We start from the raw sequence: 26836 nt of genomic DNA, 5'->3' as shown, positions 1-26836 counted from the left end.
CCCACGTATCCACCAAACCGGAATGAACAATGACAACGACCAATGCTGAGCTTCAGCAATGCACGCTCTCGTACACCACCCGTAATCCCTGGCCATTTGTCCTTAGCCTACTACTCATCGGAGTGCTGGCAAGCACGCCGTTGACGGCTATAGCTTCAACAGGACCTGTCTTGGACGATATACTCGACCTGATCAATGAAGCGCGGTCGTCCCAGCAGCAGTGTGGCGACACAACCTACGACCCGGCGCCGCCGCTTGCATGGAGTAGCGACCTTGAGACTGCAGCCACTGGGCATTCCGAAGACATGGTGGCCCGCAACTATTTCAGTCACGAGAATCCCGACGGAAGGTCTGCCAGAGATCGCATACGCAGCGTCAACAGCGCATTCAACCATGTAGCGGAGAACATCGCCCGAGGGCAATCTAGCCCCGAGCAGGTCATGGAGAGCTGGATGAACAGTCCCGGCCACTGTGCCAACATTATGAACGACCGCTTCACAAAAGTCGGCGTGGGGCTCGCGATGGGTACGATGGAGCGTAATGGCAATAGCTGGGAGATGCCATATTGGACGTTAAAGCTGGCGCGTGAAGCCGATCAAGCAGAACGTATCCAGCCGGGGGAGCCCAATGCAATACCCGCCGACCGAGCAGCCAGACCAGCATACGAGGCAAAGCAGATTGCACTGGATCACGATGCCATCCTGAACCGCCTCACCGAACTTCGTCAGGGGGGGTACAGCTGCACCGCAGAGGGACGTCCCCAAACGGCATTTCATGTGCTCGCATGGCACGACGAGTTGGAACGCTGGGCGATGAACAATTCCAGTCGCGCTGCGGAGCAAGATCAACTCAATGCGGATCGACAGTTCCGGCCCGTTCGTGTGGATTCGCAGGACGGCGCTTTCGACTGGGGCCGTATGATCATGGAGCAGGGACCTGCTAATTTTGAGGAAGCCCTTCAGAAGTGGTTATCCGACCCGGCCAAATGTCGGTTTATTTTCAATGCATACAACACGCACACTGCCGTTAGCGCTTCGGTGCAAAGTGACCCTCAAACGGGAGAGCCCAAGGCAGGTGCTGATGTGTACTGGACGCTGATGAAAGGCCGCGGCACCCCGCAAACCATGCAGGATGAGTTCACTGCGTTCTTCAGCGGACAGTCTATCGAACTATACGGACGCCCCACCTGCAGTTTAACACAGCGTATGCACCGAGAGCTTACAGCATTTGGTATTGACCACGAAGCGGCCTTTTACGAGGGATGGGAAGGGCCCAACTTTGACAAAAAGCGCGCGGCTCGGCGTCAGGCAAGTCAGACGGTACGTGGAGCGCCCGGCCTGCCTATCTTGGTGATTGGGGATACCGTTTATTCCGGCTTCTCAACGCTGTTTAACCTCTACCAGGCGATGCAGCCCGCGGACTAATGGTCTGTAGGGGACGGCTGAAGGCAGAAGCGCGTGCCGGACCGTGGCCAGGTGGTTCTTCCCGGATTGTGATGATGGCTACTGCTGTGTCACACCTGAATGTTAGGGTATGGAGACGTGTCAAGCTCTACGTCCTACCTCCCCCAAAACCTGTCATGGTACGTCTCGTAACCGCAAGGAAGGCGTACGTTCAGGTGGAAGATCTCGTAACGTCACAGCGTGTACGTGTTTAGCGTGTTAGAATGGCCGCCCGGGATATCCGCTCCGCTCCTGATCCCGGGCTACAGAGCGGCTCGGTATGAGCAAAATCCATAGCCGGGGACCGCTTGCGTCCCCGGCGATCTGTGGTATGTCACTAAACACGTACCACAGCGTGCTGTGACGCCTCCAGAGTTGTTCGGTGCTCATCAGGCGCTGTACGATCGAGCGGCGCTGTGAGCGTAGCGAACGAGTACGCCTGGGGTGCGATCTCATGCCGTTGATTGGGCGGCTGCATCCGGTTTGATAGTATGAGATTGCTTCGCTCCGCTCGCAATAACATGATTGGGGGTTATTCTCGGTACGTTAGAGGGTACATGTGTTACCCGAAGATTGACATGTGACACAGTACTACGGCCTCTTGGTGAAACCCGTGCGTGCTGCACAGTTATGGATGCAAGTGGATTGTTTTCACTCATCCGAGTCGGGCCTATCATGATTGAAAGCGCGCTGCTGGCGGCTTTGCCGCTGCTTATCATCGCCGTCCTGCTTGTCGGGTTTCTGTGGCCTGCCGGACGGGCGATGCCGGTGGCCTGGGCCGCGGCAGCCCTCGTTGCGTACTTTGCGTGGCAGATGCCACCGGTATGGATTGCGGCTGCCTCAATCAGCGGGGTGATGACAGCCATCGAAATTCTCTGGATCGTATTCGGAGCGCTTTTGCTGCTCTACACACTGATGCAATCCGGGGCGGTAGACCGTATCAACGCCGGATTTGCAGCCATTAGCGAAGATCGGCGCGTGCAGGTGGTCGTGCTGGCCTTCTTCCTGGCGACATTTCTGGAGGGCGTCGCCGGGTTTGGTACGCCGGCTGCCGTGGTGGCGCCGCTCCTACTCGCACTCGGCTTTCCGGCGCTTGCTGCCGTCGTCGCTGCACTGGTGGGTCATGCCATCGCCACCGTTTTTGGCGCGGTGGGCACGCCCGTCGTTGTCGGATTCAACGCGCCGCTGGGCGGATTCGAAGAGACGCTTGCCGCCGGTGGGTGGACCGTTGCTGAGTATGCGACCGCCGCAGGCGGATGGGCGGCGCTGCTCAACGGCATTGTGGGAGTGTTCATGCCGCTCATCGCCGTAAGCGTAATCGTCTACTTCTTCAGCACAGACGAACAGTCGCCTATAGATGCCCTGTGGGGCGTGGCACCGCTCTGTCTCTTTGCCGGGATCGCCTTCGTCGTCCCGTACGTCGCTGCCGCATGGTTTATCGGACCCGAACTGCCTTCGCTCATCGGTGCGATGGTGGGCGGAGCCGTTGTCGTGGGCACGCTGCGTGCAGGCTACCTTGTGCCGTCGGATACGTGGACCTTTCCACCCCGCGAGGACTGGCCGTCGTACTGGGTCGGCACGATCGAGCCGGGGGGCGATGATTCCGAATCGCCCTCCACCGTTCCCTCTATGTCGCTTGTACGAGCCTGGGCGCCGTACCTGATTCTGGTGGCGTTGCTTGTGGGAACGCGTGTCATCGAACCGCTGGGAACGTGGCTTCGCACCACACCCGGACTCACTCTGCTCTGGGAGGGCATCTTCGACACGACGCTGGCTGGATCTGTAGAGTGGGCCTACGTGCCGGGCACCTGGCTGGTCATCAGCGCACTGCTCGCGATTCCCATCTTTGGCATGACGCGCGAACAGATCGGTAGCGCATGGAGCGAGGCCGCAGAAACGATCGTGTCCCCCGCCGTGGCGCTCGTCTTCGTGATCGCGATGGTGGATATTATGCTCGAAACCGGCACCCACCCCGGCGCGCCGCGCGGCAGTATGATCGTTGTGCTGGCTGAAGTGACCGCTACTACCATCGGGCCGGCCTACACGCTGGTTGCCCCAGCAGTGGGCGCGCTCGGCTCCTTTATTGCCGGCTCGATCACCGTAAGCAACATCACATTTGTGGGATTCCAGTTCGAGGTTGCGCAGACCCTTGGCCTGCCCACACAGATTATCGTAGCCGCGCAGGCAATGGGCGCAGCCATCGGCAATGTCGTGGCTATCCACAACGTGATTGCCGCCCTGGCTACCGTTGGGCTCGTGGGAGCAGCCGGACGTGTGATTCGCCTCAACCTGCTTCCACTTGCGTATTACTTGCTGGTTGGAGGACTGGTGGTAACGCTTGCGGCCTATGTGGTGGCTCCACATGTCTTTTGACGTTACATCGCACCCAGCGCCTGGGCAAGCAGCACAGCTGGATGGTCTGCCGTACGCTGGGTTACGTCTTTTACCTGCGAGCGACACGAAAAGCCGGGAGCGGCAATCGAGGTGGCTGCCGGTGCGTCTCGAACAGCCGGTGCCAGCCGCCGCTCGGCCATCGTCTTGGATATGGACACATGCTCGGCTTCGTAGCCAAACGATCCGGCCATGCCACAGCAGCTGGTGTCCAGCGTCGTAACGTCGTACCCCGCAGCAGTCAGCACCTGCTCGGTGGCTTCGGTGCCCACCAGCGCTTTCTGATGGCAGTGCCCATGCAGCAGCACCTCACGCGATCCGTTTGAGGGCACGGGGAGACCATTGAGGGAATCGCTCGAAAGGCGGTCGGCCAGAAACGAATCGAAGAGATGGACCTGTTCGCCCAGCTTCTCAGCACGAATCTCGCCCGGAAGCAGATCCAGAAACTCATCGCTGAGGGTGAGCAGGCAACTAGGCTCTAAGCCCACAATGGGAAGGCCCTGCTGCACGTAGGGATACAGCCCTTCGAGTGCATGCAGCGCCTTTTGCTGCGCTTTGGTGACAAGCCCCTTGGATAGAAGTGTGCGCCCACAGCACAGGCCCTCGGGCGCCAGCTCTACGCGGTGGCCCGTATGCTGCAGCACCCGCACCGCCGCCTGTACCACATCCGGCGTATGATAGGCATTGAAAGTGTCCGCAAAGAACACCACACGCGGTCCGTCGGGCGGATTCGTCGCCTCCAGATCCATCTGAAATGCAGTGGTGCGTGCAAACGAGGGCAGCGGACGCTCAGCGCTGATGCCCATGAGCCATTCGCCGGGCTGCCGAAGCCACGTCTGCCGGGCCGTCCAGTTTACGAACGACGCCAGCATCGTGCCACTGATTCGGCGGGCCATGCTGGGCTGATGGGCAAACAGTCGCGTGCGCCACGGCATGTCGTTGCGCTGCCAGTACGTTTGCAGCCACTCGGTTTTGATCTTCGCCATATCCACGTTCGAGGGGCACTCGGTTTTGCACGCCTTGCACTGGATACACAGATCCATCACCTCGTACATCCGATCGCTGGTCAGCGCATCGTCGGGCAGGTCGCCGGCCAGCGCCGAGCGCAGCGCATTGGCGCGCCCTCGGGTGGAGTCCTCTTCCTCGCGCGTGGCCATGAAGCTCGGGCACATGGTGCCGGTATCGCGTTTGCGGCACGCGCCGTTGCCATTGCATTTTTCCAGCAGATGCGCAAAACCGCCCTCTCGCTCAAAGCTAAGCGTCGTGTCGAACTCGTGTGTGGAATAATCCGGGCCGTGGCGCAGGTGGTCAGTAAGCTCGGGGGTATCGACCACCTTGCCCGGATTCAGCAATCCTTCGGGGTCGAAGAGCGCTTTGATTTCCTGGTTGACTGCGTACAGGTCGTCGCCCAGCATCTCGCGGTTGAGGGCGCCGCGCACAATTCCATCGCCGTGCTCCGAGGAGGTGACACCGCCGTAGCGTTTCACCAGATCGAGCGAGCCGCGGGCAATGGTATCCAGCTGTTGCAGACCGGCTTCGGTTTTTGTGTTGACGAAGGGGCGCACATGCAGGCATCCAGCAGACGCATGGGCGTAATAAGCAGCTTGCACATCCAGGTCGTCAATGAGCGTGCTTAACTCGTCGATATAATCGGGCAGATGCTCAACGGGCACGGACGCATCTTCGATGAGCGCCCACGGCTTGTACTCACCTTCCACGCCCATAACGAGTCCGAGCCCCTCCTTGCGGATGCTCCACACATTGGCAATGGCATCGTCGTCTAAGATGCGTGTGGCGGAGCTGCGTGCATTGGTGGTGGGCAACACATCGTCGAGCGCATCGAGGCGCGAGGCCAGCGCGTCTTTGGTGGATCCGCCATACTCTACGATGAGCACACCACCGGGGGTACCCTCTACAAACGTGAGTCGTTCTGCATAACCAGGCGTAGAACGAATCCGCTCGATAGCCACTCCGTCGAACAGCTCTACGGCATCGGGATCGGTCTCCAGAATGGCGATGACCGCTTCCAGGGCCTGCTGCCGCGTGTCGTATGAGGCAATGCCCAGCGCCGTGGTCGTCGGCTTCTCGACCAGATCGACCGTAAGCTCGGTGAGCACCGCCAGCGTGCCTTCGCTGCCCGTAAGCAGCTGGGCCACGTTGCGCGTGTCGGTATCCAGCAGATGCTCAATGCGGTACCCGTTGTTGCGGCGCCAGTGGTCGGAGGTGTCGCGGCGGATGGTATCGGCATGGCGGCTGAGCAGGGCATCAAGGCTGCGGTAGAGCGTGCCCTCCTGATCATCTTGCCGCATTTTGCGCTGCCAGGCGCCGTGGCTAAGCGGCTCGAACGTGATGGGGGTGCCATCGGCCAGGAAGCCCTTGGCTCGGCGCACATGATGCACCATATTGCCATAGCGGATAGAGTGCGTGCCGGTGGAGTTGTTGGCAACCATGCCGCCCAGCGTGGCGCGGCTGCTACTGGCCGGGTCGGGCCCCACCATGAGTCCGTGTTTTGCAGCGGCGGCGTTCAAGTGATCCAGAATCAACCCCGGTTGCACGGTGGCCTGCTTGGCTGTCGGATTGATGTCTATGATCGCATCCAGATGACGGGTAAAGTCGATGACCACCGCTGTATTTACGCCCTGTCCGGCCAGCGACGATCCGCCTCCACGGGGCAAGACCGGCACTTTGAGTTCATGCGTCACTTCAAGCACCGTCTGCACATCCGCTACGGTTTTCGGAATGCACACCGCCACCGGCTCCATCTGATACATGCTCGCATCGGTTGCGTAGAGCGCGCGCGACACGGCATCGGTTCGAAGCGTGCCCTGCAGTCGAGGGGCAAGGCGTTCAGACAACGTTTCGCGGAGGCGGTCTTGGGCCGAATCGGGAAGGCGTTGGGGGGCTGTAGAAGTAGTAGAAGAGCGGGGCATACAGCGTAAAGACAGTACAGAGGGTGGATGCATGTAGTTGGACGAAAACGCACCGGTATGGATTCGCGCCGCGCCGTTGAGGCGTGTAACGAGCAAGTGCATCTCTGTACCGAAGTGCGCGTAGAGCACACCGCGTTGTTCCTTTTGAACCAAATGCTTGCCATCATGGCCACGAAGCGAATCACATTTCCGAATGCAGAGGGTACCGATTTAGCAGCTCGCCTTGAAACGCCTGCGGGGCCGCCTCGGGCGTATGTACTGTTTGCCCACTGCTTTACCTGTTCCAAAGATCTGCGTGCAGCCCGTACCATTAGCGCTGCGCTGTGTGAGCGCGGGTTTGCCGTAATGCGGTTTGACTTTACGGGGCTGGGGGAGAGTGAGGGCGACTTTGCAGATACCAACTTCTCGTCTAACACCCACGACTTGGTCGCAGCCGCTGAGTTTATGGAGGAGACCTACAGCGCGCCAACGGTGCTGGTGGGGCATTCACTGGGGGGCGCAGCGGTACTGCAAGCGGCACACGATATTCCGTCGGTGCGGGCTGTGGCCACCATCGGCGCGCCGGCCGATCCCGAGCACGTCACGCATTTGATTAGCGAAGACATCGACACGATCAAGCGCACGGGCAAAGCCTCTGTTACGCTGGCCGGACGCCCGTTCACGATCAAGAAGCAGTTTCTGGATGACTTACAGGCACAATCCATGAAGCAAAAAATCAGCACGCTGGCGCGGGCCCTGCTGATCTTCCACAGTCCCATCGACCAGACCGTGGGGGTAGAGAACGCTGCTCGCATCTACGAAGCGGCGAAGCATCCCAAGAGCTATGTCTCGCTCGACCAGGCGGACCACCTCCTCACCGACCCGGCGGATGCCACGTACGTAGCGCATGTGCTGGCTGCGTGGGCGGTCCGCTATTTGGATGCGGACAAGACCGTTCCGTCTCGCCCCGAGCCCGACGCCTCCGCCGACGCTCCTGAAGATGTGGTGCAGGCCGTCACCGGTCCTGAAGGCTACCGCACGCCCATACAGGCCCGTCACCATGCGCTGGTGGGCGATGAACCTGCTTCGGTAGGCGGCGAAGACACCGGTCCCACACCGTACGAGTTCTTGAGTGCCGGGTTGGCAGCGTGCACTACGATGACGTTGCAGATGTACGCCCGCCGCAAAGGGTGGCCCCTCGACGAGGCACAGGTGGAGGTGCGCCACAGCAAAATCCACGCAGAGGACTGCGCGCACTGCGACACCGAATCGGGCAAGATCGACCGCTTCACGCGCGAGGTCACTGTTACCGGCGACCTGTCAGACAAACAGCGCGAGCGGCTGTTGGAGATTGCGAACAAGTGCCCGGTGCACCGCACCCTCCACAGCGAAATCGACGTGCAAACCGACTGGGCATAATCCCCCAACTAATGTCATGTTGAGCGAAGGACTGCCCCCAAGGCAGGCCGCAGCCGAAACATCTCCCCCGAAGAGCCGGAAGCCTTGCGCGTAAACCGCCAGCTACGACCAACCTCGGGGAGGCCTTTCGGCTACGCTCAAGGCGACATCATTCGGGAAGAAGCTGGTGAGCACGGGCACGCCCCCCCAACTAATGTCATGTTGAGCGAAGGCTTCGCATCAAACCAAGGGCTACGGTAATTTTAGATGGAGGACTTGCCTCTATGGAAGCGTTTCCAGTATCCTAAAGTGATATGGTATCGCCTGTTTGTAGCTTTTCTCCATCAACCAACCTCCGTTTCCTTTATGCGTGACGTGTACATCGTAGCGGCTCACCGTACTCCCATTGGACGCTTTGGCGGATCGCTCAAAAAGCATTCGCCCGTTGACCTGGCGGCCCACGCCATGGAAGGCACGCTGGCTTCGGCCCAGGTGGAAGGCGATGCGCTCGACATTTACATCATGGGCAATGTGCTGCGTGGCGGTCAGGGCCAGCTGGTGCCCCGCCAGGCAGCGATTCAGGCCGGCATCCCCAACACGATTGACGGCTATGCCGTGGATATGGTCTGCGCCTCCAGCATGATGAGCGTGCTCAACGGCAACACCATGATCAAAGCCGGCGAAGCCGATCTGGTACTGGCCGGCGGCACCGAGTCAATGTCAGGCACTGGCTTCTATTTGTCCTCGAAAGCACGGTGGGGATACAAGTACCTACCCGGCGATCATGAGCAGGTCACCGATCTAATGTTTCGCGACGGACTGAGCGACCCGTTTTCGGGGGATGCGATGGGCGTGCAGACCGAACGCCTGGCCGCCGAACACGAAATCACGCGCGAGGAGCTTGACGCTGTGGCTGCGCAGTCGCACCAGCGGGCCGCCGATGCCCACGAGCGCGGCGCATTCGCCAATGAGATTCTTCCCATCGAGTATCGCTCGCGCAAGGGCACCGAAACGCTGGATCAGGACGAAGGTGTTCGCCCTGATACCACCTCCGACTCCCTGAGCGGTTTGCGTCCGGCGTTTGACGACGACGGCGTGCTCACTGCCGGAAACAGCAGTCAGATCAGCGATGGGGCCGCCGCTGTGCTCCTCGCCAGCAAAGATGCCGTTGATGCCCACGGGCTTACCCCCATTGCGCGTATCGGCAAAGGAAGCTGGGCGGCAGGTGAATCGTGGCGCTTCCCTGAAGCCCCCATACCGGCGGTTGAAAATATCCTTGACGAGCGTGGCACAAGCATCGACGACTACGATCTGTTCGAGAACAACGAAGCGTTTGCGGTAAACAACCTGCTGTTTCAGCGGATGCTTGGCGTTTCGCCCGATCAACTGAACGTGCATGGGGGCGCGATTGCGCTGGGCCACCCCATTGGCGCGTCGGGCACGCGCATCCTCGTCACGCTGCTTCATGCGCTTATCCAGGAAGATGGAGCGCAGGGCCTGGCTGCTATCTGCCACGGCACCGGCGGCGGCGTAGCCATGGATGTGGAGCGCGTCTGATACACCTTTCGATTTCCCTTACCGTCGCAGCGCCCACGGGCCGCCCTTCAGATGAAGAGCGGCCCGTTTTGCGTTATCAATTTCCTCTTCCATATCGTAAGCCCATTTACGCCCCACCTCCACACATCCAAACATCCCACCTTCCACACATCCACCCCTATCCGACACATTTGACACGCTCACGCAACAGATTGGGACGCTCACGCAACGCGCGCGTCCGTCATTGTGCGTATCCTATCGAGTAGCAGGGCAGAGCAAACCATCGGTTTGACAAACCACCTCTGCCTCGCTCCTAAGCATTCTTTTTCGGTAGTATAGATTGGGGTGTGTACACATGACAAATGAACCCGACACGGAGTCCAGTGAAACCCAGAACTCCCCAGATTCCGAAGCAGGCGACGATGCCAAACAGGCAGATTCCACAGAAGCATCCGAACGTGCCCAGCTTGAAGTCGACATCTTGCGCGACAGCTTACCAAGTCCCGAAAATCCGTCGGATTCGTCGGATGACACAGCACAGGACGAGCCATCACCCTGAGAAAAAGCTCCGTAGGCTATCCCCTGTTGATTCAGCATAAATGCAGCGTATCCCACTGAAATACACGCACCCAGCGCCCTCACGCCGGTGTCCCAGGAAATATGACACGCTCACGCAAGAGATTGGGACGCTCACGCAACGCAATCATTGGTGCAGGAAGTTATCATATCATACGAACATGCTGCGCTCCCCGGCAACCACCGAGGAATCCGAAAAGAAGGGAGACTGCAGCGTGGTGTTGTGGATAATTAGCGCCACAGCATAATGTCCATCCTTGTAACGAGCTCATTGCTACCCATGCCCACGGATACATCTCGTGCTTCCCATAAAGGGCCATCCAATAGTTCGGATTTGGCTCCATCAGCAGTTTCCTGTGCGGGATGCGCCCCCCACACTGTATTCCGATCTGCACATGCGCGCAGTGTGGTTCTGTTTGCGCTGGTATTCGTACTTGCACTGTGTGTTACGGGTTTTGGAAGCACTGCAACGGCCCAACAGATCATATACGTCACTGAAAGTGGTGGAAACGACGGTTCATCCTGGAACGACTCTACAGATCTACAGGACGCCCTCGATCAGGCTACCGGAGACGACGTAATCGTTATTGCAGAGGGGGTGTACACGCCCGGCTCCAGCCGCGACGATCGGTTCGAAATTACCGGCGATCAAGACGGCCTCCAGATCTACGGCGGCTGGGACGGCACCGAGTCGTTTAGCGATGCCGACGATGTGATCGATCAACTCGATGACCGCGACCTGACCGAACACGTTACCGTCCTCTCGGGCGACATCGACGGAAGCGACGACACCAATGCCGATGGAGTTACCGAACACCCCGACGACATCAGTGGCGATAACAGCTATCATGTGCTTTTCTTCGACGGCACCGACACCGGACCGCTCACCGACGACACTGTGCTCGACGGGGTAACCGTCACCGCCGGACAGGCCGATGACTCCTTCGGAGTTGACAGCGAAGGCGGCGGACTCTACTGCGATGGATCCGGAAGCGGAAATAGTTGCAATCCGCGCCTTGCACACATCCACTTTGCAGGCAACACGGCCAACAATGGAGGTGCGGTCTATAGCAACGGTCAACTCGATGGCGAAAGCAGTCCGCTCATTGAATACGCCACGTTTCACGGCAATCAGGCCATGGAAAGCGGCGGAGCGATGTTCAACGATGGCGGCAGAGTAAGCCCCTCAAATGCGGGCATAAGCAACCCAACGACCACAAACACCGTCTTTACAAAGAACACAGCAAATATTGGAGGCGCCGTCTTTAACAGCGGACAACTTGAAGGGGAAAGCAGCCCACAGTTTATCAACACCGTCTTTGTAGACAACACCGCTGATCTCAACGGAGGCGCAATGGTGAACACCGGAAGGAATGATGGAACAAGCAGTCCTTCATTTACCAACGTAACGTTTACCCGCAACCAAGCCGATAACATCGGCGGGGCTTTACGAAACATAGGAATTAATGGCACCAGTGAGCCGACCTTCGAAAATACCATTTTGTGGGAGAATACAGCGGAAGGCTCATCCGTTACCAATGAGATGAGCAATGGAGAGGCCACCCCGCACCTCACCCATACTCTTATTGAAGGGGGATGCGATGACCTATCCGGGGCATCGTGCGGCGATAACAATCTCGACGAGGATCCGCGCTTTGTGGATGCGGACAACCCGGCGGGTGACGACGACACGTTTGGCACCGAAACCGACGGGTTGCGGCTCAGCGTAGGATCTCCTGCTATTAACGCCGGGAATAACAACGCCTTGCCCGCCGATCTTGATACCGACCTGGTAGGCGAAGATCGCATCCAGGACGGCACCGTAAGCCTTGGACCCTACGAAACGCCACTCTATAACGGACCGATCTTCTATGTGAATGCGTCGGCCAGTGGCATTGGCGATGGCTCATCATTCGATGATGCCTTCCCCGATCTCGAAGAGGCCCTCGACCGCGCCACCGGCGATGATGTGATCGTTATTGCAGCCGATGTCTACACCCCGACGCGTGAGCTTGAGTCGGGCGATCCGCGCTCGGCTGCGTTCGAGGTGACCGGCGATCAAGACGGCCTCCAGATCTACGGCGGCTGGGACGGTACCGAATCGTTCAGTGAAGTCGATGACGTACTCGATCAGCTCGATGACCGCGACCTGACCGAAAACGTCACCGTCCTCTCCGGCGATCTTGAAGGCACCGACGACACCAACGCCGACGGCGTCACCGAACACCCCGACGACATCAACGGCGACAACAGCTACAATGTCTTCGTTTTCAACGGGGGAAACGACATAAGCGACGATATCACCGCCAATATCACTACCACTACGATCCTTGATGGCGTCACGATTACCGGGGGAAATGCCGACAAGACTTTTGGAAATCCGGGGCTTGATGCCAATAAGAGAGGTGCTGGCATCTATTGCGATGGCAAGAACACAGACAATGAGTGTAGTCCACAAATTTCCCACATTACCCTGATGGGTAATCGTGCCATAGGCGACGTGTTATTCAACTTCGGAGCAGCACTTTACAATACTGGGCTTGACGGAGGAAAAAGCAGTCCGCACATCCTGCGCTCTACCTTCCAGAACAATATAGCAGATCAGGGGGGCGCCATTTTTAATCGCGCAGACCAGGAAGGGGAGAGTAGTCCCAAAATAGAAGATGTTCTGTTTATTGGAAACGAGGCTCAAAATGCTGGGGGAGCGATTTTTAATCGGAGTGACACGGATGGAGAAAGTAGTCCCGAAATCGTCAACACGGTTTTTGTTGATAATACGACCGACGCTGGAGGAGGAGCGATCTTGAACGCAGCATTAGATGGGGAAAGTGATCCACTTATTGTCAGCTCGTTGTTTGTGAACAATACGGCAGAACGCGGAGGGGCCATTGGTAGCCAGAGCTCCGGCGATGGCGTACTTACGCCAGACATTATCAACACGACGTTTGTAGGTAACAACGCCACCGAAGAAGGTGGGGCCATCTTTAACTTTGGAGGTGGAGATGAAACGATCAACTCACAGCTGGCAAACAGCATTCTGTGGGACAACTCAGCCGGCAACGACGGAGATGCCATTGTCAACTTAGACAATGTCACCACAACGCTCAGCCATACACTTATCGAGGGCGGCGTGAATGGCCCGGGCGTTGCCGGGGAGCCCAATGAGGATGAAGGCAACAACCTCGACGAAGACCCGCAGTTTGTGGATCTTGGCAATCCCGCTGGCGATGATGATACCTTCGGTACTGAAGACGATGGACTGCGTCTACTCATAAGTTCGCCAGCCGTCAATGCGGGCGATAACGACGCGCTTCCCGCTGACATCGACACCGATCTGCTGGGCGAAGATCGCATTCAAGGTGGCACCGTGAGCTTGGGGCCGTATGAGCGTAGTTCATTTCCGTACGAAGGCCCTATCTTCTACGTCGATGCCAATGCCTCGGGCGGCGATGGCTCTTCGTTTGATGACGCCTTCAGCACCCTCCAAACCGCACTCGACATCGCAGAGGCCGACGATGCCATCGTCATGGCCGGCGGTACGTACACGCCCACGCGCCGCCTTGACTCGGACAATGAACGCACCGCCACCTTCGAGGTGACCGGCGACCAAGACGGCCTCCATATCTACGGCGGCTGGAGCGGCACCGAGTCGTTTAATGAGATCAGCGACATCGAAAATGCGCTGGATACCCGTGACTTCGATGCAAACGAAACGATGCTATCGGGCCAGATCGGCGACCCCGACACGTCGGACGATAATCTCCACCATGTCGTCCTCCTAAACGCAGGCGAAACCGTTGGCAACGACATATCGGCCAACATAACCCATGACACGCACCTCGATGGCGTGACCATTACTAAAGGAGGGGGCGGGATCGGTTTTCCTGAAAATTCGGGAGCCGGACTCTTTTGTGACGGCAGCGGGTCAACCAATGAATGCAGTCCACAAATCACGAATGTTCGATTCGCCGACAATCGAGCAACATATGGTAGCGCCATCTATAACAGCGGCTTTAACGGAACAAGCAACCCCCAAATTACCCATTCGACATTCACAGATAACACGGCAGACGAATGGGGAGGAGCCATCTATAACTTCAGCGGTGGCGGAGGAGAAAGCAGTCCGGAAATCGCTCATGCCACCTTTGATAACAACACAGCGGATACAGGGGGAGCGATTTTCAATGATGGTTTTGACGGGACAAGCAGTCCCACGATCGCTCACGCGATGTTCACGAACAACACCGCTGATTTTGGGGGCGCGCTCTTCAACGATGGCTTCGATGGGGTCAGCAACCCGAAGATTGTACATGTCACGTTCAGTGGAAACACCGCAGACGACTGGGGCGGGGCCATCTACAATTCTGGACGCTCAAATGGCGAAGGCAATCCACAGATCGCCAATGCGCTCTTCGTAGACAACGAAGCGGAGCTTGGAGCCGCCGTGTTCAACGATGGCAACAATGGTGAAAGCAGTCCGCAACTTACCAACGCCACGTTTACCAGCAACACAGCCACCGAAGAAGAAGGCGGCATTGTGTACAGCCGAGGCGAAAACGGCGGGACGAGCACACCAACCCTCATCAACACCATTCTGTGGGCGAACGATATCGCGAACGACGGTCCCGTACTGTTTAACAGCAGTGCCACGTCCACAGTGGAATTCAGCCTGATTCAAGACGGATGCACATCCCTTTCCAGCACCACATGCGAGAACGGCAATCTTGACGAAGACCCGCTTTTTGCGGATGCGGACAATCCCTCGGGCAATGACGACACGTTTGGCACCTTCGACGACGGCCTGCGTCTTGTGGAAGATTCCCCAGCCGTAGATGCAGGAGACAACCGTCCGTTCGAGTCCGGCGCATTTCAGACCGTCACCACCGACTTGGGAGGCGATGATCGCATCCAGGATATTACGGAGGACGGCAACGCCACCGTCAATATGGGGGCGTACGAAACGCCCGGCTTTGGACTGGTCTTGAGCCGAACCATCGATGGAGCAACCAGCAAGGACAACTCCGGCTGGCGGATCGTTGGGCTGCCGTACGCGCAGGCCGAAGCAGGCGACTTGCGCTTCACTCACAGCGAAGGGACCACCACGCCGCGCTTTAATCGCAACCTCCTTGCGCTTTGGGACGATGGCGCAGACAACCCCGACGATCCCGGTTCAGAGCCCACCGGCGATTACATCATCGGCGATAGCGATACGCAACTGGAGAGCGGGACCGGCTTCCTGCTTTTCCTGGAAGACGACAACGTGGCCCCCGTTGACGATATGGGCCTGACCGTTTCGCTCGACGGCACCCCCACCAGCGGGTTGCAAGAGGCCGATCCGGTGACGCGCAACGATCTTTCCGAGACGGCCCGCTGGCACCTGCTGGCCAATCCCCATCCCACCGACTACGAATTGGCTGCATTGCAAAGCAGCGGCAATGCCCTTACCAGCGAAGGCTTTCACCTGGATGCGCACATCTACAATGCTGAAAAGGAAGGCTGGACGCTGGTCGATACCGAACAAGACACGCTGGCCGCCTGGCAGGGCTTCTTCATTGAGCGTTCGAACACCGGCGACGGTGCTACCAGCGTCACCTTTGACCCCGACGGACGCACCGCGCCTAGCGCGCCCTTCATTGGTAGCATGGCCACCGGACCTGCTCCTACTGCTGATGTGAACCGTGGCACGCTCTGGCTCGAAGGCATTGTGGCCGATGCCGATGGCACGCCGGTCGTTGAAGATCAGGCGCTGGGCGTGCGCTTCCATGAGCACGCCACCGACGGCTGGGATCCCTACGACGCCTCCAAGCTGGCGCCGCTGAACAGCCCCTTTGTTTCGTTGCGGGCCATCGGAACCGGTCCGGAGGGCGACGACGTGCCCAAAGCCGTTGAAAGCCGCCCGTGGCCCCAAGACCCTTCGGATCCAGCAGCCGATATTACCAGCGTGCCGGTGGAGGTGGTATCCGATGACTTGCCCGATGACGGCACACTCACGATGCAGGTACGCGAATGGGATCTGCCCGACACCTGGGCTGCCGAGCTGGTCGATACACAGGGCACCGCGTCCGAATCCGACAACGAAGTCGTTCCGCTGGATCCGGGGATGAGCTATACCATCGATGTGAGCAGCCTCAACGACGATCCCGAGACCGAGCGGTTTTTGGTGCAGATAGCGCCGAATGAGACCGCGCTGCCGGTGGAATTGGCCGAGTTTGAGGCGACCCTGAATGGAGACGCGGCGGTGCTGCAGTGGCAAACCGCCTCGGAAACCAACAACGCCGAGTTTGAGGTGCAGCGCACGCACGATGTTGACGCGTCGTCTCCCGAAGGTGCGTCGTGGGAATCCATCACAAGCGTGGAAGGCGCAGGCACCACCGATGAACCGCAATCCTATCGTTTCGAAGACACGCAGCTACCATACGAGGCCGACAGCCTAAGCTATCGCCTGCGCCAGATCGACACCGATGGCACTGAATCGTTCAGTGAGGCGGTAACGGTGGCCCGGCAGGTGACCCACGCGGAATTGCTCCCCACCTATCCGAATCCGGTGCGCGGCCAGGCGACCGTGCGCTACGCCGTGCCCGACCGGCAGGAGGTGCGCATCGACCTGTACGATGTGCTGGGCCGCCGCGTGCAGACGGTCGTCCACGACGACGCGGAAGGGCGCACGGAGGACACGCTCGACGTGAGCCGCCTGGCCAGTGGCACGTACTTCCTGCGGATGCGCACCGATGGACACACCGAGACGCAGCGTCTCACCGTTGTGCGGTGACTGTGCGCACGCCGTTCCATTCAACTCCCCACCGCCCATAAACCCACCGCCCACCGGAGCTCCCCTGATCCAATGCCCAATTTTCGTCCCCGCGTGCTCTCCCCCAAAGCCGATGCTGCGCTGTTTGTCGTTGTTCTACTGCTGATGGGCGCTGCCTTCGTAGCGATATATCCGTCTCTGACCACGACCGACCCGTCTGATTCGTGGACAGCGGTGCAGGATACCGAGCCGACCTCCGACGCGCCAGAGCGTCCGCTTCGAGGAACGGGGGGCACCGACCTGCCTCAGGCTTTGCAGGGAAACATGCTTGATGGGATACCGGCTCCCTCATCACCGAGCGGTTCCCGATTTACCGTACCTGACCTGTCAACTTCACAAGGCAACCAGCACTCCAGGGGATCGGCTTCGCGGAGCAACACGCAGGCGCGCTCTTCATGGAATCCGGGGAGTGGCATCGCATCGTCGGGCGGGCCGTCGTGGAGCGGCGCTTCATCAAGCCGTGCACAGGGTTCGGCGTCTAGTGGTTCATCAGGCGGCGGATGGGCGCGCGAGCTTGCGGCCAGCAGCGGCGAGTTGCGTACGTTGGAGCGCCAGGTGGGCGCCATCCACGAACGAGTCAGTCGGCAGTTTGGGCCATCGCCCGAAGAGCACGCGGCGTCAGCACATGGACACGATGCGCTGGAAGGGGCGTTTGCTTCCGGGACAGAAGCCGAGCCCCAAAACGACCCTGTTAATCCACCGCTCCCGCCCGATCCTATTCCCGTGGACGGCGGACTCCCGATTCTCGCGCTCCTTGGCGTGGCCTACGCCGGGTGGCGGTTGTATGGGGTGTAAGTTGAACTGCACGGCGAGAATGTGCCTATTCCGCCCGGAGCGTAACGCGTCCGCCAGGGGCATGCGTCTGCACGACGGGGCCGCCACCTCGGAATCCTCCTGAAATATGATGCGGGGTCTGCGTCTCCCACGAGCGGGTGGACTTGTTCACCACGCTCTGGGCAGAGACACGCACCTCGCATGGATGCGCCAGGTGCATGGTGAAATCGGCGCCGGGGGCATGCACCTGGGTGGCAGCAGGTGGCAGGTGCAGGACACACCGCCCGCCGTGGACATGCCCGGTTACCGTTCCCGAGAGTGCATGCGCGTGCGTAGTGCTGCCGTGCGTATCAAGCGTGAGCGAACTGTCGATCTCCTCCAACTGCACCGATGCTGATGCAGCGTACACCTGCATTTCATCAGCTGTAATGTCTTGCAAAGCAACGGCATGCCCAGTGCTTTTTACTGACAACAGCGATCCGCGAAACTGCGACACCTTCACCGATCCACCGGCTGCTTGGATCGTGAGTCGTCCACTCACATCGCGAAGAGCGATGGCACTTCCGGCTCCATCGATGGTCAGTTGTCCGGCTATATCAGAAATGTTGACTGTGCCATCGGGCGCATGTACATCGGCCTGGGTCGAACGGGGCACCTGGATGCGCAGCGTAAGTGGCGGGCGCGGATGCCGCTGCCAGCGCCACCAGGCGGCCTCCGCGTGCTGCTGGTGCCGATCTGTTTGGAGGTGGACGGTGCCGTCCATCGTCCGCAGGGCCAGGTTTAAGCGGCGAAGCAGCGCCTCTACACGATCCGACGGAGCATTACTCTCAACAGCGACGGTCACCTCGTCGGTGTCGTGGCCCTGCATGACCACGTGAACGCCCGGCACATCCACCACAAGACGGTGGGGGCGGGGCGCCGAAAGCGTGTATGAGCGCAGATCATCAAGAGTGGGCATAGGGAGCAGGGCCAATCGTAGAACACGGAACGCGGTTGCAATATACATGCTGCTGGGCGGATCCTAAACCCTTCGATCTGCCATAAGGTTGTGACGACTGCGCTGTATCTGTCTGTAACCTGACTGCTTGTTGATATGACGCCTTTTCCCGCCTCGTTCTATGCCCGTTCGGCGCTGGAGGTAGCACCCGAGCTACTGGGCCACTGTGTAGTGCACGATCCGCCCGATGCGCCGCGCCGCGTGGGCCGTATTGTGGAGACGGAGGCCTACACCGAGAACGACCCGGCGTTTCATGGATGGAATGCCCGCGACCCCGAGACGGGCGAGCTAAAGCGCACCACCCGCACCGCCGATCTGTTTGGGCCACCCGGACGCTCGTACGTCTATCTCATTTACGGAATGTACTGGCTCTTGAACGTCGTGACCGAGCCCGATGGCATCGGCGGGGGCGTGCTGATTCGGGCGGTGGAGCCGTTGGACGGCATTGAGGCGATGCGTCCGAACCGTCCGGCGGCTAAGCGGGATGTAGACCTCACGAACGGCCCCGGTAAGCTCACGCAAGCCCTGGGTATTGACGATGAGGCGTATCACAACGTACCGCTGACTGAGCCGCCGCTCTACTTTGCCCGCGCCCCGGATGCGCCGACGCTGGAGGTTGTCGAAAGTCCACGCATCGGCATTTCGAAAGGCACCGAGCGTCCGTGGCGGTTTTCGGTGGCGGGGCATCCGTACGTGTCGGTGGCGCCGTGATGCGTCACTTCTTTTTGTCACTGTCATCAATAAGCCGCTCGATATCCGCCCGATGAGCGCGCGGAGCTTCTGATCCCGGGCTAAGGGATTCAATAGCCGAGAACCGCTTCCCTCGTGGCGATGCTCCGCGTCGCCACGCCAGGTACGACGCTCCAGCGTCCCTAAATCACCATCTGGCTCTTTGCTCTGCTGTTGGCGTCGGACGCAGAGCGTCCATTTCGTCCGTCGCGACGCAGAGCATCGCGACGAGGGTAGGTGCCGTGTATGTCATACTGAACTGAAGGTGTTCAATCATCCCAATGGCCGCTCATGAGCGTGCGCAACGTAAGACGCCCATGCCGTGATGCATCACTTCGTTTCGTCGCTGTCATCAATAAGCCGCTCGATATCCGCCAAATCCTGCGGGCGTCCGAGGGCCCTTTTGTTTTGGATAAAGTGGGATCGACTCAGCACGAACGTAGAGATGCCTCCAACCTCAACTCGAATCCGATCTTTCCATGCATGCTCAAAGCTGACTCCCTCAATGGAGGTGAGAAGATCAATCCGGCGTGGAGAAACCCCAATCTGAAAAACAGTGCCTGGTGTTTCGAGGTCTTCACGATCGATCTGAAAAAGAGGGGCTCCGAACGCATCAAGCGCCCGCATGACACGCTCAGCATTGCGTTGGGATGAGTGTATCCAGAGATCGATAACGCCGGTGGCACGGATGTCCGTACACGGCGAGTGCGTACGCACCGACCACAAGATACTCAACCTCGGCGTCTGCGAACGCGGACAATATGTCTCTGTAATCGTTGTTCAGCATCGGGAATGTCGGAGGCGTGATTAGAACCAGCCTGTTTGAATGCCCAGGCTGTTTTGGTAAGCGGCCATACCATGCCGATTAATTCGGCAGGCGTTCGATCCGCAAGGTCATCGTTGGACGACTGATCTTCAAGGCGGCGGATGGAAAAGCGACGGTTCATTTCCGGCTGTGGGTTTAGCGACACAAGTGGTACAGTTATAACGAGTCACAGCAAGGATAGATCGCGCTCTGGGCAACGAATATCTACTAGATCAAGACCAGAAACGCTGTTCGTGCTGGAGCGAGTAAGTCATCTGGTGTCTCTACCATGAACGGGCCGTTTCATAGAGCCTGGATCGTAAAAGGTGAAGCGCTCAGTGAGTTGGCGAAAGCGGGGTTAGGGTGTGGTCTCGGCCTCAAGTAGGTGACTCAACGGTCATCGGCAGCAGTAATGGGTGTTTGACGTTTTGCCTATTGCTTCTACGGCGTTCTTGATCTAAATCAATGACATTCTGGTGGCACCGCATTAATCTTCATGCTGACTGACGCTCCTTCTCATCAACTGCAAGGCAAAGGCCATGAAGATTCTGCTCCGTTTCATCATCTGCATCTGCTTTTTAATCCTGTCGATTAATTCAACAGCGATAGCACAAAGCAGTGAAACCACTCCCAAAACAGATCAATCCGCATCCTGGCTCGATGGGGAAAACATTACTGTTAAAGCTGGCCTGTCGCAACCCTTGTTGCTCAGCGGAGTGAACCTTGCCGTGACCTACATGACCGACAGGTTGGTGTTCGAGTATTCGCATGGTGTGTGGCTCAGTTATGACCGCATAGGACGGACTGATACTGAACGCAATCAGAATCTTGATCTCTACAGCCCCTGGTCAACGGGCTTCGGCATTGGCTATCGTCTTGGATTAGGCTTTGACGTTAGAGTTGAACTCAAGGCGCACCGCTACCGTGTGACCCGACCCGTAAACGAGTCATTCGAGTACACGACATTCTCTATCGGACCGGCTATAAACTTTCATCAGCCGTTGTACAAAGGCCTTGGCCTTGATCTCACTGTGCGCTTTTGGCCGAATGTGGCAAGCACGCTTCAGGACGGCCAGCGTACATTTGTCGACGCAGAAGGACAAGCACAAATACACGAAGCTCATGATCTTGGCGTGTTCCCCAATGTTTCGCTTGGCTATACTTTCTGATGGTCCTTGCTCAAACAACAACTCAACGCACAAGACGGCGCCGAATTCGACTTAACGCCTCTGGGGTGACGCCGATGTAAGAAGCCACCATGTAGAGTGGGATTCGTTGAATCACATGGGGACTTCGTCGAAGAAGCCGACGGTATCGCTCCTCGGCCGAGTACTGCTGCATCTCCAACGCGCGTGCCTGAACTCCTTCAAAGAGTTGACTCGCTACCGTTGCGCGAATCTGTTTGAATTCGGGATTACGCTCAGCAAGCGCCTCGAATTGCTCGTATGTTAGGGTCAGCACATCGCTGTCTTCGAGCGCGGCCACAGTCTTTACAGCCGGTGCAGCCTCAAAGAAGCTATGAAAGTCTCCAGCGATGTCGCCCTCAAAATCGAAGGCAATGACATTCTTGTGGCCGTCGTGGAGGGTGAAATATACGAATGCTCCCTTATGGACGTAGGCGATACGACAACCCACCCTGCCCTCGTTCACGAGCGGCTCGCCAGCAGCCAAGTGAGTTGGAGACGCAAGGCGTTTAATGGTCGCCCATTCGTCGTCGGTGAGCGACGGTACGAGGTTCGTTAGTACCGTTTTGAATCCGTCGAACATTGAGATATGCTTCTGCAAGGTATACAGCTGTGCGATCAGGCGCAGATTCAAGGTTGGTTCAAACTCTCAAAAGAGAAGAGGTTTTTCTCAGTGACCTCCGGCGAGAGTATCACACAGAAAAAAACCCCTTATGATGACTGCTCAACATAACAAACGCAGTGAAGAGACGCCAACCGTTGAATCGCTTGATCATCTAATAGACCTGCCGATGGAAGGCCTTGCGCCTGCAACCCCCATCCCGCCTTTGTGGAACGGAGCCCCCGGAGGCGGGATACCTACATTCGACCTTGGCGCAGGGCTTCGCATCCCCCTGGGCCCTTCTGTTATCTCGTACTCTTTGACCCGGCTGTCTGCCTATGTCCACCCCCGACCGCTCCGCTTCCGCCATTCGCCAGCAATTCCTCGACTTCTTTGCGGAGAAAGACCATACCGTTGTGCCCAGCGCCTCCATTGTGCCGGGGGGCGATAGCACGCTGCTCTTCACGAACGCCGGCATGAATCAGTTTAAGGATGTGTTTCTGGGCACGGGCAGCCGCGATTATACCCGCGCTGCCGATACGCAGAAGTGCCTGCGCGTGTCGGGTAAGCACAACGATCTGGATGAGGTGGGCCACGACACCTACCACCACACGTTCTTCGAGATGCTCGGCAACTGGAGCTTCGGCGACTACTTCAAGCGCGAGGCCATCCGCTGGGCGTGGGAGCTGTTGGTGGATGAGTGGGGACTGGAGCCGGAACGGCTGTACGCGACCGTCCATGAGGGCGACGACGCGCTCGGACTGGAGGCCGACGAGGAGGCCGCCACGCTCTGGGCCGAGGAGACGACCATTCCGGAAGCGCACATTCTGTACGAGCCCTCCAAAGAAAACTTCTGGATGATGGGCGACACGGGTCCGTGCGGGCCGTGCTCGGAGGTGCATGTGGACATCCGCTCCGAGGAGGAACGCGCCAGGGTGGATGGCAAGACGCTTGTCAACAAAGACCATCCACAGGTCATCGAGATCTGGAACCTCGTGTTCATCCAGTACGATGCGCAGCCCGATGGCTCCCTGCAAACGCTCGACGATCAGCACATCGACACGGGGATGGGCTTTGAGCGCATTGCGGCGGTACTGCAGGGCAAGCCCAGCACGTACGACATCGACCTGTTTCAGCCGCTCCTGCAGGCCGCCGCTGATGCGTCGCCCCGCAAGGCCGTGCGCGGCTACGACGACATCGCGCTCGACGATAGCGAGGAGATCAAGCGCATCCGCATTGCACTGCGCGTGATTGTGGACCACATCCGCGCCATCGCGTTTGCCATCACCGACGGCGTAACCCCCGGTAACGTGGGACGCGGCTACGTCATCCGTCGCATCCTGCGCCGGGCCGTCCGCTACGGCTACCAGACGCTCGGACTGCGCGAGCCGTTCTTGCACGCGCTGCTGCCTGCGCTCATCGAAGCCATGGGCGATGCCTTTCCCGAGCTCGACGAGAAGCAGAGTTACCTCCAAAAAGTCATTCGCTCCGAAGAGGAAAGCTTTCTGGAGACGTTGAAAGATGGAATAGATTTACTTGACTCGCTCTTTATTGCGGTACAACTCGAAAAAGAAGGATTCAAACTCGTCGATCTTGATGAAGGGATGGATCCGCTGCCAGAATTAGATACAGTACTGAAATACGAGGAAGCACAGCGGCACATCCAACGTTTGATGCGAAACGCCTATGGAGAGCTGTCAGAGAGTGAGGCCAAGGAAGAAATTGAAAGTGATATCGCTGACGAAGTGGTGCCGGGTAGAATTGCATTTCTGCTTCACGACACCTACGGCTTCCCCATCGACCTGACGCAACTAATGGCCCGCGAAGAGGGACTATCCGTCGATATGGAGGGCTATGAGCGGCTCATGCAGCGCCAGAAAGAGCGGGCCCGTGCGGCCTCGCAGTTTGGCACGGGTCCAGATGCCGATGGTGACTGGCACATCGTGTCGGATGGACCGCGATCTGAATTTGTGGGATATGACGCGCTCAGCATCAGCGACGCTCAGGTCCGCGCCGTACGGACCGTCACAGACGAGGATGCCGATGCCGCCGCGCAGATCGAACTGGATCGCACGCCCTTCTACAGCGAAAGCGGTGGACAGGTGGGCGATACCGGCACGCTGACGCTGGGCGATGACTCGGTTCGCGTTCTTGATACGCAGCGCATGGGCGACCGCATCGTGCACTTGGTCAACCGTCTACCGGAGTCGCTGGACGGTCACGTGCAGGCCCGTGTGGATGCGACGCGCCGCCAGCACATCAAAAAGCACCACACCGCCACGCACCTCTTGCACGCGGTGCTGCGGCGCACGCTGGGCGATCATGTGCAGCAGAAAGGCTCGCTCGTGGCGCCGGATCGGCTGCGGTTTGACTTCAGCCACTTTGAGGCCGTCACCGACGACGAACTCCGCGCGATGGAGGTGCAGATCAACCAGGCCGTGCAGCGCAATATCCCGCAGCAGGAAGAGCGGGGGGTGCCCATGGAAGAGGCGATGGAGCGCGGCGCTACAGCGCTCTTCGACGAGAAGTACGGCGACGAGGTGCGCGTCATCACCTTCGACCCGGACTTCTCGATGGAGCTCTGCGGCGGCACGCACGTCGATGCCACGGGCGAAATCGGCATCGTACGGCTGCTCTCGGAAGGCTCGGTGGCTTCGGGGATTCGGCGCATCGAGGCCGTGGCGGGGGATGCAGCCATCGACTACGTAGAAAGCGAACTGGAGACGCTCGATCGCGCCCGTAAGCAGTTTCAGGGCCTGCAGCGTCCGCTCGATGCAGAAATTGCGGCGCTGAAGGCCGAGCGCGATGCCCTGCGCGAGCAAGTGCAGGACTTGCAGCGTGGCCAGTTGGCACAGCACCTGGACCGCATCATTGAGGAGGCCACCGAGGTGAATGGGATCACCGTGGCCACGGGCACCATTGGCGAAGCGGATATGGACCTGCTGCAGGACCTGGGGCAGCAGCTACGCGATCGCCTGGGCGCTGGAGCCGTGGGCGCGCTCGGCAGCACCGATCCCGAAAGTGAGAAGGTGTACGTGGTCGCCTCCGTGTCCGACGATGTGATGGCGGCACACGACATCAAAGCCGGCGATCTGGTGGGCGACCTGGGCCGCGAACTGGGTGGCGGGGGCGGCGGCCGTCCGACATTCGCATCCGCAGGCGGACGCCATGGCGACAAGCTCGCTCCTGCGCTTGAGGGGGTCGCGGACTGGGTGCGGAGGCGGGTGACATGAGGTGTGTTCAGGTCAGTGGGCGGATGCCTGCTTTCTCGGCGTCCAATACCACGAAAGATGCGCTTAGGCGTTCAAGGTTGCGGCTGAGCAGCGCTCGTAGCTGAGATATTTTGAGCGCCCGCTCCTCTGGGGCAAAGCGCAACAGGATAATTCCCTGCATGGTACGACCCAATCGGTAGACAAGTGTCCCAAAATCTTTATCCTCCGTTAGCAGGATGCGTTTCTCATTCCATGCTTGTTAGAGCACTTCGATGTCAGAGGCCCCACGCATGGATTCCAGGACGTACGTCACGTCGTAACCTTCATCGCGAAGGGCTTTAACAAGTCCGGCATCGCAGCATTCATCTGCCAGTAGCTTCATGGCGACTCTTCCGCAACAGGGACTACCGTCTCATCTGCCATATAATCTGCTGCGAAGCGGACGGCGGCAAAAATATCTTCTTGCGCCAGATGAGGATGGTCCTCGAGAATCGATGCGACGGTCTGCCCCGCTCCCAATTTGCGAAGAACGTGCTCCACGGGAATCCGGGTGCCCTTAATGACAGGCTTCCCGAACATCACATCCGGATCTTTGGTGATGCGGTCATGCGCCATGATGTTGAAGATGGTTGTGGAAGAACGGAGAATCCGAACCAAGACCTCTGCGAGTGCCCTTTATGTGAGGATGGGCACAGCCATGCATGGTTGAATTTGATTGTCAATTAGTTTCCAACGACGTTTTTCGTTCCCAGGTTCGCCTGCGTGATGCCGCCTCTCATTTAGGGGATTATCCCGTAGCCGTAGCATTCTCGATTCAGGGCGAATACAACCGGTCCTGGGTCCATTGCGCCGGGTTGTTTACGATGTATCGGCGGATGGCGTGGAATTCGCGTTTGTTGCGTACGATGCGGTCGTGATACCGGGATTGCCATGCGAAATCGGGTTGCCCGGTCCGCCGGATGCGTTTGGTGCAGGCGGATTTAATTTGGCCAATGATTGCGCCCAACGAATGGGCATGTAGGGTCGGCGTTTTGTCGGTAGAGACGCCTCGCCGAGGCGTCTCTACATTGGGTGAAACACCGGGCGAATCCGACCGAATACCGATCAATCCGTGAAAATGATTGGGCATGACCACCCATGCATCCAACACCACATACGGACGCACCTGCGGGGTCCGTTGCCATTCCTCCGCAACGACACACCCCGCCTCCGATAACCCCATGATGCCGTTGCGGATCGATCCAAAGAAATGGATGCGCTCGTGCGTACAGATCGTGACGAAATACCATCCGGGCGACCGGTAATTCCAGGTCGGGTGCCGGGCCGATTCAATCCGGTAGGTGCCTTTGAACAGCGTCATTCGTTAGCCTGATATTCGGTGTTACGATCAATACGTGGCACGTGCTCTTTTCGGAATGGGCGGTGCGTGGTGCCGAATTGATATCGGTTTTGTGATGGTTTTCCGTAGAGCGGT

At 58.7% G+C, this 26836-nt stretch carries 16 protein-coding genes and 1 pseudogene; 10 read left to right on the top strand and 7 right to left on the bottom strand.

Going from position 1 to position 26836, the window contains the following annotated elements; all coding sequences use genetic code 11:
- Nucleotides 1-29: 29 nt before the first annotated feature.
- Together ACZ5AL_RS05255 and ACZ5AL_RS05250 are read left to right on the top strand one after the other, a co-directional pair.
- Nucleotides 30-1424, top strand: coding sequence for a CAP domain-containing protein (locus tag ACZ5AL_RS05255; protein WP_464512649.1), 1395 nt, complete (start codon nucleotides 30-32; stop codon nucleotides 1422-1424).
- Nucleotides 1425-2072: 648 nt separating this feature from the next.
- Nucleotides 2073-3815: an L-lactate permease gene (locus ACZ5AL_RS05250; protein ID WP_464512647.1), complete on the top strand. Its 1743-nt coding sequence runs from the start codon at nucleotides 2073-2075 to the stop codon at nucleotides 3813-3815.
- Nucleotides 3816-3817: 2 nt separating this feature from the next.
- Here ACZ5AL_RS05250 and ACZ5AL_RS05245 read toward each other — a convergent pair whose 3' ends face one another.
- Entirely contained in the window at nucleotides 3818-6763 is a 2946-nt protein-coding gene (locus ACZ5AL_RS05245) for an FAD-binding and (Fe-S)-binding domain-containing protein (protein WP_464512646.1), read from the bottom strand.
- 165 nt (nucleotides 6764-6928) lie between these two features.
- Here ACZ5AL_RS05245 and ACZ5AL_RS05240 point away from each other — a divergent pair, with 165 nt between their 5' ends.
- From ACZ5AL_RS05240 to ACZ5AL_RS05220, 5 genes are all read left to right on the top strand, one after another.
- Nucleotides 6929-8161 carry a bifunctional alpha/beta hydrolase/OsmC family protein gene (locus tag ACZ5AL_RS05240; protein WP_464513273.1) on the top strand — a complete coding sequence of 411 codons (1233 nt, stop codon included), beginning with the start codon at nucleotides 6929-6931 and terminating at the stop codon, nucleotides 8159-8161.
- 345 nt (nucleotides 8162-8506) lie between these two features.
- Nucleotides 8507-9697: a thiolase family protein gene (locus tag ACZ5AL_RS05235; protein WP_464512645.1), complete on the top strand. Its 1191-nt coding sequence runs from the start codon at nucleotides 8507-8509 to the stop codon at nucleotides 9695-9697.
- A gap of 334 nt (nucleotides 9698-10031) precedes the next feature.
- Complete coding sequence (locus ACZ5AL_RS05230; RefSeq protein ID WP_464512643.1) at nucleotides 10032-10235, top strand: hypothetical protein; 204 nt, start codon at nucleotides 10032-10034, stop codon at nucleotides 10233-10235.
- Nucleotides 10236-10658: 423 nt separating this feature from the next.
- Nucleotides 10659-17021: a T9SS type A sorting domain-containing protein gene (locus ACZ5AL_RS05225; protein WP_464512642.1), complete on the top strand. Its 6363-nt coding sequence runs from the start codon at nucleotides 10659-10661 to the stop codon at nucleotides 17019-17021.
- Between the two features lie 72 nt (nucleotides 17022-17093).
- Complete coding sequence (locus ACZ5AL_RS05220; protein ID WP_464512641.1) at nucleotides 17094-17855, top strand: hypothetical protein; 762 nt, start codon at nucleotides 17094-17096, stop codon at nucleotides 17853-17855.
- A 25-nt stretch (nucleotides 17856-17880) separates the two neighbouring features.
- Here ACZ5AL_RS05220 and ACZ5AL_RS05215 read toward each other — a convergent pair whose 3' ends face one another.
- Complete coding sequence (locus tag ACZ5AL_RS05215) at nucleotides 17881-18792, bottom strand: DUF4097 family beta strand repeat-containing protein (protein ID WP_464512639.1); 912 nt, start codon at nucleotides 18790-18792, stop codon at nucleotides 17881-17883.
- A 135-nt stretch (nucleotides 18793-18927) separates the two neighbouring features.
- Between ACZ5AL_RS05215 and ACZ5AL_RS05210 the strand changes: the two genes are divergently transcribed.
- Complete coding sequence (locus ACZ5AL_RS05210; RefSeq protein WP_464512638.1) at nucleotides 18928-19542, top strand: DNA-3-methyladenine glycosylase; 615 nt, start codon at nucleotides 18928-18930, stop codon at nucleotides 19540-19542.
- 348 nt (nucleotides 19543-19890) lie between these two features.
- Here the strand turns inward: ACZ5AL_RS05210 and ACZ5AL_RS05205 are convergent, their stop codons facing one another.
- Nucleotides 19891-20295 carry a hypothetical protein gene (locus ACZ5AL_RS05205; RefSeq protein WP_464512637.1) on the bottom strand — a complete coding sequence of 135 codons (405 nt, stop codon included), beginning with the start codon at nucleotides 20293-20295 and terminating at the stop codon, nucleotides 19891-19893.
- 609 nt (nucleotides 20296-20904) lie between these two features.
- Here ACZ5AL_RS05205 and ACZ5AL_RS05200 point away from each other — a divergent pair.
- On the top strand, nucleotides 20905-21534 hold the full coding sequence (locus ACZ5AL_RS05200; protein WP_464512635.1) for a hypothetical protein: 630 nt from the start codon (nucleotides 20905-20907) through the stop codon (nucleotides 21532-21534).
- A gap of 22 nt (nucleotides 21535-21556) precedes the next feature.
- Here ACZ5AL_RS05200 and ACZ5AL_RS05195 read toward each other — a convergent pair whose 3' ends face one another.
- Entirely contained in the window at nucleotides 21557-22183 is a 627-nt protein-coding gene (locus tag ACZ5AL_RS05195) for a Crp/Fnr family transcriptional regulator (RefSeq protein WP_464512634.1), read from the bottom strand.
- A 305-nt stretch (nucleotides 22184-22488) separates the two neighbouring features.
- On the opposite strand from ACZ5AL_RS05195, the gene alaS reads away from it, so the two are divergent.
- A complete protein-coding gene (gene alaS / locus ACZ5AL_RS05190; RefSeq protein ID WP_464512633.1) occupies nucleotides 22489-25383 on the top strand; it encodes an alanine--tRNA ligase in 2895 nt (964 codons plus the stop codon).
- A gap of 7 nt (nucleotides 25384-25390) precedes the next feature.
- On the opposite strand, the pseudogene ACZ5AL_RS05185 reads toward alaS, so the two are convergent.
- From ACZ5AL_RS05185 to ACZ5AL_RS05175, 3 genes and pseudogenes are all read right to left on the bottom strand, one after another.
- Nucleotides 25391-25744 (bottom strand): annotated as a pseudogene (locus ACZ5AL_RS05185) (DUF5615 family PIN-like protein).
- Nucleotides 25741-25977, bottom strand: a complete 237-nt coding sequence (locus tag ACZ5AL_RS05180) for a DUF433 domain-containing protein (RefSeq protein ID WP_353562826.1) — start codon at nucleotides 25975-25977, stop codon at nucleotides 25741-25743. Before ACZ5AL_RS05180 ends, ACZ5AL_RS05185 begins: the two are co-directional and overlap by 4 nt.
- Before the next feature lie 199 nt (nucleotides 25978-26176).
- Nucleotides 26177-26722, bottom strand: coding sequence for a transposase (locus ACZ5AL_RS05175; RefSeq protein ID WP_464512631.1), 546 nt, complete (start codon nucleotides 26720-26722; stop codon nucleotides 26177-26179).
- Nucleotides 26723-26836: the final 114 nt, after the last annotated feature.

The organism is Natronotalea proteinilytica (assembly GCF_055379935.1).
Note: the sequence above shows the minus strand (reverse complement) of the source record. Positions and strands in the feature narration are given on the sequence as shown.